This is a genomic window from Beduini massiliensis, from assembly GCF_000829905.1.
GTDB lineage: Bacteria > Bacillota_I > Bacilli_A > Erysipelotrichales > Coprobacillaceae > Beduini > Beduini massiliensis.
Genome location: NZ_CDPP01000004.1, coordinates 109,275 through 125,005, shown reverse-complemented (window position 1 = coordinate 125,005; position 15,731 = coordinate 109,275). Strand labels below are relative to the sequence as shown.

General features: G+C 36.6%; 15 protein-coding genes and 1 other annotated feature. Of the genes, 13 read left to right on the top strand and 2 right to left on the bottom strand.

Translation table 11 applies throughout. The annotated features are described in order from the left end of the window. The first annotated feature begins 9 nt into the window (after nucleotides 1–9). From galU to BN1225_RS04390, 4 genes are read left to right on the top strand one after another with little or no spacing between them, the layout of a single operon-like run. Nucleotides 10–918 carry a UTP--glucose-1-phosphate uridylyltransferase GalU gene (galU, locus tag BN1225_RS04405; protein WP_041138599.1) on the top strand — a complete coding sequence of 303 codons (909 nt, stop codon included), beginning with the start codon at nucleotides 10–12 and terminating at the stop codon, nucleotides 916–918. 15 nt (nucleotides 919–933) lie between these two features. Then, nucleotides 934–2,508: a glycosyltransferase family 2 protein gene (locus BN1225_RS04400; RefSeq protein WP_052466335.1), complete on the top strand. Its 1,575-nt coding sequence runs from the start codon at nucleotides 934–936 to the stop codon at nucleotides 2,506–2,508. A 9-nt stretch (nucleotides 2,509–2,517) separates the two neighbouring features. Beyond that, a complete protein-coding gene (locus BN1225_RS04395) occupies nucleotides 2,518–3,246 on the top strand; it encodes a glycosyltransferase (RefSeq protein ID WP_041138598.1) in 729 nt (242 codons plus the stop codon). Further along, on the top strand, nucleotides 3,239–4,102 hold the full coding sequence (locus BN1225_RS04390; protein WP_041138597.1) for a glycosyltransferase family 2 protein: 864 nt from the start codon (nucleotides 3,239–3,241) through the stop codon (nucleotides 4,100–4,102). The genes BN1225_RS04395 and BN1225_RS04390 overlap by 8 nt, the downstream gene beginning before the upstream one ends. A 66-nt stretch (nucleotides 4,103–4,168) precedes the next feature. Here BN1225_RS04390 and BN1225_RS04385 read toward each other — a convergent pair whose 3' ends face one another. Together BN1225_RS04385 and BN1225_RS04380 are read right to left on the bottom strand one after the other, a co-directional pair. Continuing rightward, complete coding sequence (locus BN1225_RS04385; protein ID WP_041138596.1) at nucleotides 4,169–5,422, bottom strand: M28 family metallopeptidase; 1,254 nt, start codon at nucleotides 5,420–5,422, stop codon at nucleotides 4,169–4,171. Then, complete coding sequence (locus tag BN1225_RS04380; protein ID WP_242857693.1) at nucleotides 5,419–6,597, bottom strand: trans-sulfuration enzyme family protein; 1,179 nt, start codon at nucleotides 6,595–6,597, stop codon at nucleotides 5,419–5,421. The genes BN1225_RS04385 and BN1225_RS04380 overlap by 4 nt, the downstream gene beginning before the upstream one ends. Before the next feature lie 95 nt (nucleotides 6,598–6,692). Between BN1225_RS04380 and BN1225_RS04375 the strand changes: the two genes are divergently transcribed. The 9 genes from BN1225_RS04375 (at nucleotide 6,693) to BN1225_RS04335 (ending at nucleotide 15,727) form a co-directional block, all read left to right on the top strand. Next, nucleotides 6,693–6,959, top strand: coding sequence for a LysM peptidoglycan-binding domain-containing protein (locus BN1225_RS04375; protein ID WP_041138594.1), 267 nt, complete (start codon nucleotides 6,693–6,695; stop codon nucleotides 6,957–6,959). 87 nt (nucleotides 6,960–7,046) lie between these two features. Beyond that, nucleotides 7,047–7,484, top strand: a complete 438-nt coding sequence (locus BN1225_RS04370) for an FMN-binding protein (RefSeq protein ID WP_074434797.1) — start codon at nucleotides 7,047–7,049, stop codon at nucleotides 7,482–7,484. Nucleotides 7,485–7,625: 141 nt separating this feature from the next. Beyond that, nucleotides 7,626–8,261, top strand: a complete 636-nt coding sequence (locus BN1225_RS04365; RefSeq protein ID WP_052466333.1) for a cysteine hydrolase family protein — start codon at nucleotides 7,626–7,628, stop codon at nucleotides 8,259–8,261. Then, on the top strand, nucleotides 8,261–9,739 hold the full coding sequence (locus BN1225_RS04360; RefSeq protein WP_041138593.1) for a nicotinate phosphoribosyltransferase: 1,479 nt from the start codon (nucleotides 8,261–8,263) through the stop codon (nucleotides 9,737–9,739). Before BN1225_RS04365 ends, BN1225_RS04360 begins: the two co-directional genes overlap by 1 nt. After that, nucleotides 9,739–10,137: a hypothetical protein gene (locus BN1225_RS04355; RefSeq protein WP_041138592.1), complete on the top strand. Its 399-nt coding sequence runs from the start codon at nucleotides 9,739–9,741 to the stop codon at nucleotides 10,135–10,137. The genes BN1225_RS04360 and BN1225_RS04355 overlap by 1 nt, the downstream gene beginning before the upstream one ends. 20 nt (nucleotides 10,138–10,157) lie before the next feature. Beyond that, entirely contained in the window at nucleotides 10,158–11,906 is a 1,749-nt protein-coding gene (locus BN1225_RS04350; protein WP_041138591.1) for an ABC transporter ATP-binding protein, read from the top strand. Then, nucleotides 11,906–13,924: an ABC transporter ATP-binding protein gene (locus BN1225_RS04345; protein ID WP_041138590.1), complete on the top strand. Its 2,019-nt coding sequence runs from the start codon at nucleotides 11,906–11,908 to the stop codon at nucleotides 13,922–13,924. The genes BN1225_RS04350 and BN1225_RS04345 overlap by 1 nt, the downstream gene beginning before the upstream one ends. Before the next feature lie 33 nt (nucleotides 13,925–13,957). Continuing rightward, nucleotides 13,958–14,183: a binding site (T-box leader), on the top strand. Between the two features lie 36 nt (nucleotides 14,184–14,219). Beyond that, the gene (locus BN1225_RS04340; protein ID WP_041138589.1) at nucleotides 14,220–15,059 is read left to right on the top strand and encodes a prephenate dehydrogenase; all 840 of its coding nucleotides are present in this window, start codon (nucleotides 14,220–14,222) and stop codon (nucleotides 15,057–15,059) included. A gap of 134 nt (nucleotides 15,060–15,193) precedes the next feature. Continuing rightward, nucleotides 15,194–15,727, top strand: a complete 534-nt coding sequence (locus BN1225_RS04335; protein ID WP_041138588.1) for a cupin domain-containing protein — start codon at nucleotides 15,194–15,196, stop codon at nucleotides 15,725–15,727. Nucleotides 15,728–15,731 lie beyond the last annotated feature (4 nt).

Genomic DNA, 15,731 nt, shown 5'->3' with positions numbered 1-15,731 from the left:
GAGACTTCTATGAATAGAAAAATTAAAAACTCTGCAACTCGTATTCGCAAAGCTGTCATTCCGGCAGCAGGGTTAGGAACCCGCTTTTTACCGGCAACAAAAGCTTTACCGAAAGAAATGCTGCCCATCGTGGATATTCCTACCATTCAATATATTGTAGAAGAAGCAGTAGAAAGTGGAATTGAGGAAATTTTAATTATCACCAATAGTACAAAACATGTCATGGAAAATCATTTTGATAAAAACTATGAGTTGGAAGAAAGATTGAAAGCCTCTGGAAAAATGAAACAATTGGAGCAAATCGATGAGATTGCCAATTTAGCGAATATTTTCTATATTCGTCAAAAAGAACCAAAAGGATTGGGAGATGCCATTTTATGTGCTAAATCATTTATTGGCGATGAACCTTTTGCGGTATTATTAGGAGATGACGTCGTCGTGAATGAAGGTGGAAAAGCGGCGTTAAAGCAATTGATTGATCAATATGAAGAAACTCGTGCTTCCATTGTCGGCGTACAGACGGTCGATAAAAAAGATGTCAGCAAATACGGGATTGTTGCCCCATCTCAATCACATCCGGCTTCAGGAAGATTGGTCAAGCTATCAGACATGGTAGAAAAGCCTGCAACAGATCAAGCTCCAAGTCAAATGGCTGTTTTAGGACGCTATGTTTTGAATCCGGAAATATTTGAATTGTTGGAAACACAAGGACGAGGAGCTGGAAACGAAATTCAGTTAACCGATGCGATTAAACGTTTAATGGATCGTCAAGCGGTTTATGCCTATGATTTTGAAGGAATTCGCTATGATGTAGGGGATAAATTCGGATTCATTAAAGCAACAATCGATTTTTCATTAAAACGTGAAGATTTAAAAGATAAAGTACAGGAATATATAAATACATTAGTAACAAAATAATCAAAGGAGATCACCATGGATAAAATAAATAAAGGAATGAAGCTAATCAAAGAACTCAAAATTAAACGATTGCTTCGCAGCCTTAATATTTATCTGTTTGGGGATTTCTTTTTATATCAGAGTTGGTTAAGAAAGAACTTGAATCACCCCGATTATAAGATTGCCTTAACAAGTAAGGTAATGATCTATATCTGTGATACGAATCATAAATTATTGGCACGAACATTGAATTCAATAAAAAAGCAAACCTATTCTTACTATGAGGTAAATGTGATTCAACCTTCTGATCTATCACAACTTTTAGTAACTGCCGATTACTGTCTTTTTTTAGAAGCGGGGGACCTTTTGACAAAGAATTGCCTTTGTGAACTGATGCGTAATATCAAGGATCAGGATGCGGTATATAGTGACCATGATCTTTATAGTCGAATCGGATTTTTCAGACCAAAATTTAAACCGGATTTCAGTATTGATCTGTTAAGAAGCTATCCTTACATTCATCATGCAATCCTCTTTACTAAAGAAGCGGTCAGCAACGTAGAGGCGAGCAGTTTTAATGCGTTCATGTATGAGCAGATGCTGAATCTATTCGTGGATAAAAGACTTGTGGGACATGTTCCCAATATTTTGTTTCATTTTCGCAGAGAAATGCTGATTACTAAAACTCTCGGTGATATATTATTAAAGCATTATCAAAAACTTGGATTAGCTGTTAGAATCGATCAAAGCAGCTTCTATTTTCAAAGCGAATATCTGCCAAAGGTCGAATTAGTCTCAATCATTATTCCAAACAAAGACCATGCGGATGATCTGAAAAAATGTATTGAGACGATTTTTAAATATACCGATCCGAACTTATTTGAAATTATTATTGTTGAAAATAACAGTGAAACTCAAGAAATTTTTGACTATTATGATGAACTAAATAAAATAAAGAATATCCGAGTTGTATATTGGGAAAGTATTTTTAATTACTCAGCGATTAATAATTTTGGTGCTACATTTGCCAACGGGGATTATCTTTTATTTTTGAACAACGATGTGGAGATTATCAATAAGGACTGGCTGTTAAGAATGCTGGGAGTCATTCAGCGAGAGGAAGTTGGCATTGTCGGGGCTAAATTGCTTTATGGCGATCATAAGGTTCAACATGGCGGTGTGGTAATCGGCACATGGGGATTAGCGGCTCACATGTTTTTAGGACAGGATGAAAATTATCAAGGTTATATGTATCGAGCTGCCGTAAAACAAGATTTGAGTGCTGTCACTGCAGCATGTTTGATGACAAAGAGAGATTTGTTTTTTGAACTTGACGGATTTGAAGAAGAACTAAAGGTGGCCTTTAATGACATTGACTACTGTTTAAGAGTAAGAACGAAAGATAAACTGATTGTTTTCGATCCGGAAGTGGTCTTGATTCATCACGAATCCTTGTCACGGGGAAGTGATGAAGTTTCTGCTGAGAAAAAACAACGGTTTAATTCAGAAGTGGCCTTTATGAAAGAACGATGGGAAAGCTTTTTATTAGAGGGTGACCCTTATTATAATATCAATTTAACACTAGACAGAACCGATTATATGATAAAGTAGGTGAGAGATATGATAAGTATTATTTGCATTAGCAACAACAAAAGAGTATATAATGACTATTTGGCTAAATCTTTATTTACTCAACGTTCTTGCAGCTATGAAATCTTGAGAGTGGATAATCAAAATAATCAATACCCCAATGCGATTCGTGCTTTTAATTCCGTGATTAAAGAAGCAAAAGGGGAGTACTTGATGTTTGTTCATCAAGACATTGCTTTAGAGGATGAGTATTTTTTAAACAAGGTGGAAGCCTATTTTAAAGATCATCCGCAAACCGGAATCGTCGGTATAGCAGGAGTGAAGGATCGCCATATTTACAGTAACATTGAACATTCATTACCGCGAGTTCGTGTCAGTGAAGATTTTTTAACCAATGAAGTAGCTGTCAATAGCCTAGATGAATGCCTGTTTGTCATTCCTAAACAATGTTTGCAAGAGCATCCTTTTGATGAACAGGTCTGTGATCATTGGCATCTCTATACAGTGGAATATTGCTATCAGATGAAAAAGTTGAATAAAGATGTTGTTGTACTGCCATTAAAGGCATATCATCTATCACAGGGAGATTTTATGAATGAAGGTTATTATGAAACTTTGTTGAAGGTCGCAAATAAATATCATAAGGATTTCAATCGAATTGAAACCACAATTCGCTCATGGTCTACGCATCCCTTCATGCTGAAATTAAATATACGCTATTTACGTTATAAAAAGGCAAGGATGGAAAAACATGGATAAGATCGGGATCATTTTAGTCAATTATAATGCTTATGAGGATACGAAAGAATGCATAGATAGTTTAAAGGGCATTACTTATCCGAATTATGATATCTTTGTTGTGGATAATGACTCCCAAGATGATAGTCCCGATCGTCTTCAACAAATAAAGGATATTCACTTTATCAAAAGCGGCAGAAATGGTGGTTTTGGCTATGGAAATAATATTGGTATTAAAGAAGCTTTAAAACAAGGCTGTCAAAAAATTTTGCTGCTCAATAATGATACGACAGTAGAACCCGATTTTCTAACCATATTAAACGAGGATTTAGAAGATTTGCGAATTGGAATTATTGCTCCTAAGATATTAAACTACTATGACACTCATAAGATATGGGCATTAGGCGGAGAAATGAATTGGTCATTATTTGTTGCTTATAATTCTTTATGCGATCAAGAAGATCGAAATCAAAGAATAAAAAAGAAAGTTGATTTTATCAGTGGATGCTGCATGCTGATCCGCAGTGAAATATTTGAAAGTATTGGGTATTTGCCAGAAGATTATTTTATGTATTTCGAGGATTTGGATTTTTGTCTGCAAGTCAGCAGGAAATATGAATTATGGGTAGATAGTCAGGCTGTGATCTATCACAAAGTCTCTGCTGCTAGCGGTGAAGACTCTCCGTTTCAATTAGAATGGGTCAATCGCAGTCAAATTAAGTTCATGAAGCGTTACGGTCCTCAAAGACCAAAATATACTCAGCATCGACGTCAACTATATTTACGTAAATGGGCAAGAATTACTTCTTATTTAATGAAGTTTGATTATTCAAGAGCACATGCTATATATAAAGGAATAAAAGAATCAAGAAAATGAAAAAGACATTCCTTTGCAAACAGATGTATTGTCTGCAAAGAAATATCTTGGATCATTCTTGATTTTTTATTTTTCTTCCGTTTTAATATCTAAATACTGATGAATATCTTTGACCATATTTTCAGGCATTTTTCTGACAATCGGATTGATTTTTGCTTTATCGATACGATCAGCAAAAGTTAAGACAAATTCCGTTGTATGTGCCAGACTATCACTGCTTAACCAATCAATTAAATCATAACGGCAATGAATGAAAGCACCACCTTCTGCACCAAAGCGGGCAAAGCTGACAGCGGGTACGCCGGCATTAGCAAATGGTGTAGAATCACTAGAATATACTTGTTGCTTGACATTCAAAGAAAAATCAATTTCCTTAGCTAGATGTTCAATATAATGACATAACGATTCGTCAGCGGTCACCATTGCCAGATCTTTTCCTAATACACATCCGGCAACATCCACATTAATTGTGAGAATAGACTTATCCAATGTATCGGCATATTTTTGAATATAATATTTTGAGCCTTCTAAGCCAACTTCTTCGCTTCCAAACCATAAGAAATTCATTGTACGTTTTGGTGGGTTTTCTTTGAAATATCTTAATATTTCCATGATGATGACAGACCCTGCTCCATTATCATAAACTCCGGTTGAAAATGGCACACTGTCATAATGACCGCAGAAATTAATTTCTTCATCAGGATACTCACTTCCGGGAATGCTGACCATGACGTTATGACTGGTCCATTCCTTTTTTGTTTGAATCAATTTTACTTTTACTTTACTCGCTTTTTTTAAGACGATTTCCTGAGCATCACGAGCTAATATATTAAATCCTGGCAGACAGCCATATTTTTTCACACTTTCACGTAATTTGCGTTCTTCTAAATCACTTTCTTCCAAAGTATCTTTGATGGTTCCTTGGAATGTTATGAAAGCTAAGGCTTCGGACTTCACAATCTTTTCAAAGTTCTTAATACCGGGACGGGTATTCATTAAAATAACTTTCCCTTTCACATCATGTAAATCAATATCATTTAAGTCTTCTACATACTTAAATTCAGCGATTGTCTCCTCTAAATTTCCGCTGCAGGTAAATCCTGTTACACGATAACTTTTTTGATAAGGTTCTGTTACTTCTAAGACAGCTTCTTCGATGATATCGTTTCTAACGGGAAATGCATCCAGTTTTCCTTCTAAACCGATCGCTTTAATTTCATTAAGCAGAATCTGTGCGGCTTGTAATTCTTCTTTGCTTCCGCTTGTGCGAATAAAACCAATCTTTTTCAATAAATCAAATTCTCTGTTTCCGTTAATCATTTTGCTTCCTCCATTTTCTCTAAGGCTTGTTTTAAATCTTCAATTAGCAGTTCACTGCCTTCTAATCCACAATGAATGCGAATAATCCCTCTGCCACATCCGCAGCTCTGTGCTTCTTCTTCTGTTTTCATCAACATGGGCGTACACACTAAGCTTTCAAAGCCGCCCCAAGAAACCCCAATTTTAAATAAGTTTAAATGATCGACAAAAGATACGATTTCCTCTGTTTTTTTGGTCTCTAACTCAAAAGCCAATAATCCGGTACTTCCGCTTTGTTGTGACTGAATCAATGCATATTGCGGATGACTCTTTAATCCCGGATAATATACTTTTGATACTAGCGGGTGATTTTCTAAAAATTCAGCGACTCGCAATGCTGTTTTAGCATGTGCCTCAACACGAACAGAGAGCGTTCGCATTCCACGAATCATCAAATAAGCAGCCTGCGGATCTAAGATGCCGCCCATTTGTTCTCTTAATGTGTGAATACTTTTATAAAGAACTTCATCATTGGTCACAATCAATCCGGCAATAATATCGCTATGTCCACCTAAATATTTACTTGCGGTATGCATCACAATATCAACTCCCATGTCAAGGGGCTTTTGAAAAAGCGGCGTGCAGTATGAGTTATCCATATAAGTAGTAATTCCCTTTTCTTTTGCAGCTTTTGTGATTGATCGAATATCCTGTACACTAAAAACAAGGGATACCGGGCTTTCTAAAATAATCAGGTCTGTTTGATCGGTTATTGCCCCTAAGACATCGTCTGTACAGCTCCCATCGACATACGTCACGTTCATTTCCATTTTAGGGACTAAGTAGGTATCAATAAAACTCGTAAGCACACTGTATGCATTTTTTACGCAAACAATATGACTGCGGCATTTTAGAACTGCCATAATAGCTGTTGTTGCGGCTGCCATTCCGGAAGCAAAAGCCATACCATATAATCCATTTTCGAGTGCGGCTACCTTCTTTTCCGCAATCATCGTAGTGGGATTATCGACACGTCCGTAAAAAAACTGCCCCGGTTTTCTTGTCTCTGCCTTATAGTATTGCGTGATGTCATCAAAATAGTGGAGCGAACTCATATATACAGGCGGATTGACAGCATTCAAGTACTCATCATGATCTTCGCCATAGTGACCGGTGATCCAGCGTTCATCCTTCATTTTCATTCTCCTTTATTCATTTTCTTCATTATAGTACATTTGCCCTGACAAAAACAATCCTTCCTGCATAATTTAAAAGTAGGGAGGCGAAGTAAATGTACAATGATGAAATGTACGATATGTATCAACGTAAAGCAGTGAATAAAGTGGGTGAGATCTATTTGTATGTAGTAGAAAAAGGAGATAACCTTTGGCAAATCGCTAAACAGTTGAATTCAACTGTAGAATGGATCAGAGCGATAAACAATTTAGATCAAAACGGAACAATCTATCCACAACAGCAATTATTAGTACCGGTAATGGACAAGCGTCCAAGACCACCATATCGTGAAATGCCAAATCAATATGATTTATACTTTTAAATACTAAGTTCGCTTAGTATTTTTTTAATTTTTTTTGTATAATCTTTTTGTTTCGCTTCACACTAATTGTAAAAGGAGCGAAGAAAAATGAAAAAATTACTTTTGATATTGCCATTAGTACTTTTGTGTGGATGTAAATCTGTAAAAGAAGGCGCTAATGATATGGCGAATACTGTGAATAAATATAATGATGGCATCTATACTACTACAGTGCAAGGATACGGTGGCCCATTTGAAATCAGTATGACGTATAAAGATGATAAAATCATGGATGTGACGGTTGGTGAAAATAACGAAACACCATCCATTGGTGGAGTTGCGGCAGAACAAATCTCAAAAAATGTCGTTGAACAAAACACAGTCGAACTTGATACTATTTCAGGTGCAACAGTGACATCAAATGCCATGTATGACGGATTAAAGGTGATCGAAAGAAGAGCCAATAAAGAAACAGCTGATGAAGGCGGAAACTTAAATAACGGTCAGTCTTCTAACAGTGAAGGTCAGCCTACTCAACAAGACTAGTAGAAACTAGTTTTGTTTTTTTATATAGATTTACTCATAAAGAGTTCAAAATCATTAAAAAAACACAAAATGAGTGATATTTTATAGAATTTTCTTACAAAAAAGAATACAATATAAAATGAGTATATTGGGGGTGTTATAATGGCAAGAATACAATCATCCATCAATGAAACATTGCCTTGGATGGATCAGAATAATTTGAATCAATCGGACTCTTTAATCGTGATCGTGGATATGATCAAGGGGTTTGTGGAAGCTGGAAACATGGCAGATCCAAAGATAGCAGAGACGATCCCCGCTCATTTGCAGTTGTTTAAAGCACTGCCTTTGGCGGATCATCTTTATTTTGTTGATGCCCATTTAAAAGATTGTCAGGAGTTTGCCTCTTTTCCTGAACATTGTTTAAAAGGCAGTCAGGAAAGTGAAATTGTCGATGCACTAAAAGAAGATAGTCTGCATTCTAAGATAATCTATAAGAATTCGACAAATGGTTTTTTAGCTCCGGACTTTATTGATCACTTAGACGATTATATGCGTTATAATCGCTTTATCATTACCGGTTGCTGCAGTGATATCTGTGTTTTGCAGTTTACATTAAGTTTGCAGACGTATATTCATGAACATGATTTAAAAAAACAGGTTTATGTGGTGATGGATGCCATTGACACTTATCATATGGAAGGTGTCCATGATGCCAAAAGATTTAATGAAGTGAGTTATCAGTTACTTAGTGCAGCAGGAGTTCGCTTCGTAAAAATGAAAGAAGGAACAAAATAATGAATCAAATACAAGCTTGTGAAAAAAGAAATCTAACGTTGGTCATGGATCTTTATGAATTAACCATGGCTTATAATTATTATAAGAATGGATTGAAAGATCGTATTGTTTATTTTGATATGTATTATCGTAAAAATCCGGATGAGGGCGGCTATGTTATCTTTGCCGGTCTTGAACAAGTCATTGAATGTATCAAAGATTTGCATTTTAGTAAAGGGGATATTGACTATTTAAGAAGTCTTCATTTATTTGATGAAGAATTTCTAGGTTATTTGAGTACGTTGCATTTTACCGGCAATCTTTATTCTGTCAAAGAAGGAACCCCGGTTTTTCCTAATGAACCTTTGATGACGATTGAAGCCAAGATCATCGAAGCACAATTGATCGAAACGGTTTTACTGGTCACTGTAAATCATCAGTCTTTAATTGCGACAAAAGCACATCGTATTGTCATGGAGGCAAAGGGAAGACCGATTATGGAATTTGGTGCTCGTCGTGCCCAAGGCTATGATGGGGCAACTTATGGGGCACGTGCTGCTTATATTGGGGGAGTTGCTGGTACTGCAACGGTTTCAGCGGGGGAAGCTTTTGGCATTCCGGTAGTAGGAACGATGGCCCATTCATTTGTCCAGCTGTTCGACACCGAATATGAGGCATTTGCGACCTACGCCAGAACCTATCCGGATAATTGCGTCCTTTTAGTGGATACATACGATGTTTTGAAACTAGGTGTACCCAATGCGATAAAAGTGGCACAGGAAGTGCTGATTCCAATGGGAAAACGTTTAGCCGGAATCCGTATTGATAGTGGGGATATTGCCTATTTATCAAAGAAAGCAAGAATGATGCTGGATGTTGCTGGATTGCATGATTGTAAAATTACAGCTTCCAATTCTTTAGATGAGTATATTATTCGTTCCTTATTGAATCAAGGAGCACAAATTGACTCATTTGGCGTAGGGGAAAACCTGATTGTCTCTAAAAGCGCTCCTGTATTTGGTGGCGTTTATAAATTAGTCGCAACGACAAAAGAAAATGGAGAGATTGTTCCGAAGATCAAAATTTCTGAAAATACAGATAAAATTACGAATCCGGGATATAAAAAAGTCTATCGTTTATTCGATAAGGAAACAAACAAGGCGATCGCAGATTTGATTGCCTCTCATGATGAAATCATTAATCCATTAGAAGATATTACGATCTACCATCAATCCAATATATGGAAAAATAAAACGATCGAAGCGGGCACTTATGAATATGAAGAGTTACAAGTTCCGATCTTTAAAGATGGTCAGTTAGTGTATCCATTGCCAACGATTAATGAGATTCGTCAGTATGCAGCCGTTCAGGCTGAAAAGATGTGGGATGAAATTTTCCGTTTGGAATATCCACATATTTATTATGTTGATTTAACTAAAAAATTATTAGATCAAAAAATCGAACTATTAGAAAAAAATAAATATAAAGGAAAGAAATAATGAGCAGATTTAAAAGACAAATGGAACGCGGCGGATTATCTGACTATGAAAAACAGTCAGCTGCTGTCGCTAAAAAGAAGAAAAGCAGCAATATGCAGGAACTAAAAAAATATGTTTCCCTGTCGTGGGTGACATTGACGCCGATGAGCGTATTAAAAATGTTTGCTGCATATATGATCGTAGCCTTGTTGATCGAATCACAATTAAGTGCCCTATATGGCACAGTGATGGCAACGGTTTTATCTCATGGGCTGATCACCAGTTTGCTTGTAGTATTACTATTAAATGGAAGTGACGGAAAAAAAGCAAATATAAAGGAGCTGTTTGTACGATATATCATTATGGGACTGATCTTTGGATTGGGAACGGCAATAACTTCGACCTTTATATTCAAATAAAATGAATGGGGAGGGGAATTATGTTTAATATATATAAGAAATTAAGTTGGTTTTTCAAGGAAGAGAAATGGCGCTATATTGCGTTTGCGATATGCAATATTGCCGCAACATTTTTAATGACATTGCCCCCTAAATATTTAGGAAACGCTCTGGATTCCATTGGAACCGGGCAAATCACTGAGAGTTATTTTTATGCCTTGATCATTAAGATGTCGATTGTTGCCATATTATTGTATGGAGCTTTCAATTTACGATCACGCTTGATGTTCAATGGGAGTTACAAGCTCCAATACATATTAAGAAATCAGCTGATGGATTATTTAGAGAGAATGGATGCCCATTATTATAATGACCATGAAACCGGCGACTTGATGGCAGTAGCAACGCAGGATGTCAATAATATTTGTATGGCGACGTCGCAGATTTTAAACCAGCTGTTAACTTCAGCGTTTACGATTCTTTTTGTTGTGTCACAAATGATTATTGGGGTTGATTTAAAATTAACGATAGCAGCGATATTGCCTTTGCCGTTTGCGATTGTTTTGGTCTATTTCATGTCAAAGAAAATTCGCCGTTTGTTTATTGCTTCTCGTGATGCTTATGGGGAATTCAACAATACAACGTTGGAATCTGTAGCGGGAGTACAGGTTATTCGAGCGTTTGTTCAAGAGAAAAATGATATTGAAAAATTAAAACGTTCAGCTGATATAGCACGTGATAAAGAGAAAATTGCGTTAAAACTTGATTCGGCATTTGGTCCGTTATTTAGGATCGTCTTTTCTGTGTCGGTGATGATTGCGATTGGATTTGGTGTGTTTTTAGTATTTAATCGTGAGATTTCTGCCGGAGAGCTAGTGTCTTTCAATCTTTATTTATCCATGTTAAGAATGCCGATGATGGGAATCGGTCAAGTCTTAAACCGTTTGCAGCGTGCTCAGGCGTCTTATGATCGTTTTGAAGAAACGACGATGGTGGATGTTCGTGTTGAACAGCCTAAGAATCCAATGACCCTAAAACAAATTGATTCGATTGAATTTAATCATTATTCATTTCGATATCCGGGCAGTGAGTTTGACAGTTTAATGGATATTTCATTTAAGATTGAAAAAGGACAAACGATAGGAATCATCGGTAAAACTGGAAGTGGGAAGTCAACGCTGATTCAGCAGCTACTGCGTTACTATAAAAAAGGGAAAGGTGAATTTAAGATTAACGATTATTCGGTTGATCTTTATAATTTCATCGATATTCGCCAGCATTTTGGTTATGTTCCACAAGAACATGTCTTGTTTTCTAAAACTGTGCGAGAAAATATTAAATTAGGACATGTAGGAGAAGTCAGTGATGAAAAAATGATGGAAGCTATTCGCTTGGCTGACTTTGAAAAAGATATTCAATATTTACGTGATGGTTTAGATACGCTTTGCGGTGAAGACGGAACGATGCTTTCTGGAGGGCAGAAACAGCGTCTATCCATTGCCCGTGCGTTTATTGCCGATCCGGAGATCTTGATTTTAGATGACTCTTTATCGGCGGTTGACGGAAATACTGAAGCGAATATCATCGGCAATTTGAAAACGGCACGAAAAGAGAAAACGAATATTATCATCGCTCATCGTCTTTCTGCTATCAAGCATGCTGATCAGATTATCGTGTTGGATAATGGAAAAATAATCGAACATGGCAATCATGAACAATTGCTGTCAGAAAAGGGCTGGTATTATGAGCAGTTTACCAACCAATCTTTGGCGAATGGGGGGGAAGCATAATGAAAGTGTTAAAACGTGCATTTAGCTATGCCTTTCATGTAAAATTTTTAATTGTGTCTACGATCGTGTTAGTATCGATTTTGATGGTTGTAGACATCTTGCCCACACGACTTACCCAACAGCTTTTAGATGACTATGTATCCGGGATTGAAAAACCTTGGTATAAAGTGGATCAAAAAGCGGAAAATGGGGTAGAAGTCAATGATAACTTTTATGTTCAGCAGAACCTTTATAAAGGAGATGCCGGGATCATTGAAGAAGCTTGTGTTATTGAAGTGAATAAGACACTTTATATGATTGATGGCGTAGGGCAAATCGAAAGTGGAATGCGCCAAATAGAGGGAAATACAGTTACGATTACGAATACGGGGCAGACCCATGAATATCAGGCAACGGTTTTGTCAGGCAATCAGTCGCGATTACTTTATGGTCCGTTGGTAAAACCGGTCATCTTTTTATTGGTAATGCTGGGGGCAATGTATTTCTTAAACTCTGTTTTGGTTTATGTCACCAATTATTTGTATTCATTGCTCGCTTTAAAATTATCGAATTTAATGCGTTATGATATGTTTGAAAAATTGCAGCGTCTGCCAATCAATTATTTTCAAAATGAAGCAGATGGACGCATTGTTTCAAAGATTACCAATGACACCGAGACAATCAAGTATTTATACAATGTTGTGATTACGATGGTCATTGAGGGGTTGTTTAAATTTATCATTATATATTTTGCAATGTATGTCTTAAATCCTCAGTTTGCGATCATGGTATTGTTTATTTTGCCATTGATCGTTGTATGGATCTTAGCATATCGCTATTATACCAATAAATATGCCACTCAGATTCGTGCGCTTAATTCACAGATTAATGCGACATTGAATGAAAATATTAAAGGAATGAAAGTCATTCAAGCTTTTAACCAAGAGAAATTTATTTACGATGAATTTGATGGTTTGAACCGATCTTATTTTGATTATCGTGTGAAGCAGACCAGTTTAAATGTCAATGTAGGAGGACCTGTCTTTGGTTTATTCAGACGTGTTACTCAGATCATGGTTATTTGCTTCTTCGGGTATAAAGCTGTATATACAGGCGAATTTGCAACCTATGGGGTGATGTACGCCTTTGTTACGTATTTAGGAAACCTGCTTGATCCAATTGATCTTATTATGGAAAGTATTGAGATGCTTGAAGATGCTATGGTATCCGGAACACGTGTCTTTGAATTTTTAGATTTACCGGAAGAAACAGTTGCTTATGATGATGAGGTTCCGCCATTTAACGGAGAAGTGGAATTTTCACATCTTGATTTTAAATACAATGAGACGGCTCCTTATGTTTTAAAAGATATCAATTTTAAAGCGGAAGCACATCAGACAGTAGCATTTGTAGGACATACCGGAAGCGGAAAAACAACAACGATGTCATTGTTAATGCGATTTTATGATTACAATGAAGGGTCAATTAAAATTGACGGACGTGAACTTAATACAATGTCAAAACAGGCATTCAGAAAACATGTAGGAATGGTGCTTCAAGATCCGATTCTATTTAAAGGAACAATCAAAAGCAATATTTCTTTGAATGATGAACAAGTGACCGATCAAATGGTATTGGATGCCATGCATGCGATTGGAGCGGATGAAATCTTAAATAAATATGAACATGGGATCGATACTCCGATTGCCAATTTAGGGGAGAACCTCTCTACCGGAGAGCGACAGCTGTTATCTTTTGCCAGAGCGATGCTTTATGATCCATCAATCTTAATCTTAGATGAAGCAACTGCTAATATCGATACTCAGACGGAACAGATGATTCAGCGCGCTTTAGCGGTAGCCAGTGAGAACCGTACGACATTTATCGTTGCCCATCGTTTAAGTACAATTAAGCATGCCGATAAAATTATTGTTCTTGATGGCGGAAAAATTATTGAAATGGGAACGCATGATGAATTGATTGCATTAGGTGGAAAATATTATCAGATGTACCTTTCTCAATCAAATGTCGCAAGTTAAAATTGACAAATAGATTATACATGCTAATATATAATAAATACGAAGAAGTGAACAAGTAGCTTTTTGTACATTGCATAGAGACGTTATGGCAGGTGGAAATAACGAATAAGCAAAAAGTGAATACATCATGGAGTAGAACGTTGAATGAAGTAGGCGTTGCCGGGATGCCCGTTAAAGCAGGAGTCAATGACTCCATGAGGCTGATTTTGTGAAAGATCAGTGAATAAAGGTGGTAACACGAATTGCTTTCGTCCTTTAAGGAGGAAAGCTTTTTTTATTTGAGGGAGGAATGAACATGATTATTACAGTTGTCGGATTAGGAGTCGTAGGCGGAAGTTATGTCAAAGCACTGCATGGATTGGGCTATGACGTCTATGGGATAGATACCAATATACAGACATTAAACAAAGCAAAAGAAGAGGGTTATATTTTAGAGGGATATCGTGATGGAAAAGAAATCATCCCCAAGAGTGATCTTACAATCATCTCACTTTATCCATCTTTGATTGAAGCATTTATCGAAGAAAATCAGTTTAAACCCGGAAGTTTGATTACGGATGCAGTTGGGGTAAAATCTTACTTTGTTGAAAAGATAGCCGCCAAATTACCGGATAATGTGGAATTTTTGAGTGGACATCCGATGGCGGGCAGAGAAAAAAAAGGATACCAGTATTCAAGCAGTGATGTGTTTAAAGGGGCTAACTATATCATTACCCCTCATGCGGGCAATAGTAAAGAAGCAATCCTTATATTAGAAAAATTAGTTCGTCAGATGGGATTTAAAAATATTAAAGTTGTCTCTCCGCAACAACATGATGAAATAATTGCGTTTACATCTCAGCTGCCTCATGTTTTGGCAGTGGCTTTAATTAATTCGGATCAACAGAAGTTTGATACAGGAAAATTTATTGGGGATTCCTATCGTGACTTGACGCGCATTGCTAATATTAACGAGGATCTGTGGAGCGAACTTTTCTTTAAAAATAAAGAGAATCTTTTAAATTGTATCAATCATTTTGAAGATGAATTGATGAAATTAAAAAGAGCCATTTTAGAAGAAGATGAGAAGATGATCAAAGAGCTGTTTATTCAATCCAGTGTGCGTCGTGAGCACTTAGAGAAAAAAGACGATTAACTCAAAGAGACACTTTGAGTTTTTTTATTGGGAAAATGTGTTAAACCAGTTGCATTTTGTCATAATTTTTATATAATAGTTATGTTTCGTAAAAATATACAAAAAGTTTTATAATACTAAACAGGAGGACGCATATGGATATCGGTGAAAAAATCAAACGGTTGCGCGTCAGCAATCAATTAACTTTAGAAGAGTTAGCGAATCGAAGTGAATTAACAAAAGGTTTTTTATCACAGGTCGAAAGGAATTTGACATCTCCTTCTATTTCCACGCTTGAAGATATACTGGAAGCTTTGGGGACGAATCTGCGTGATTTTTTTGATGAAAAGCAGGAAGAACAGATTGTTTTTTCAAACAAAGACTTTTTCGTCAATGAGCAGGATTTACATACGATTTCCTATATCGTTCCGAATGCTCAGAAAAACCAAATGGAACCTATTTTAATCGAACTGCAAAACGGAGCACAAACAAATCAAATCGAACCCCATGAGGGGGAAGAATTCGGCTATGTACTAAGTGGTCGTATTACCTTGCATTACGATCATCAGGAGTTATTGATTAAAGCAGGACAGACATTCTATATAAAAGGGGATAAACCTCATTATATTTCTAATCAGCATCAACATGTGGCTAAAGTGATATGGATCTCAACGCCACCATCATTCTAGGAGG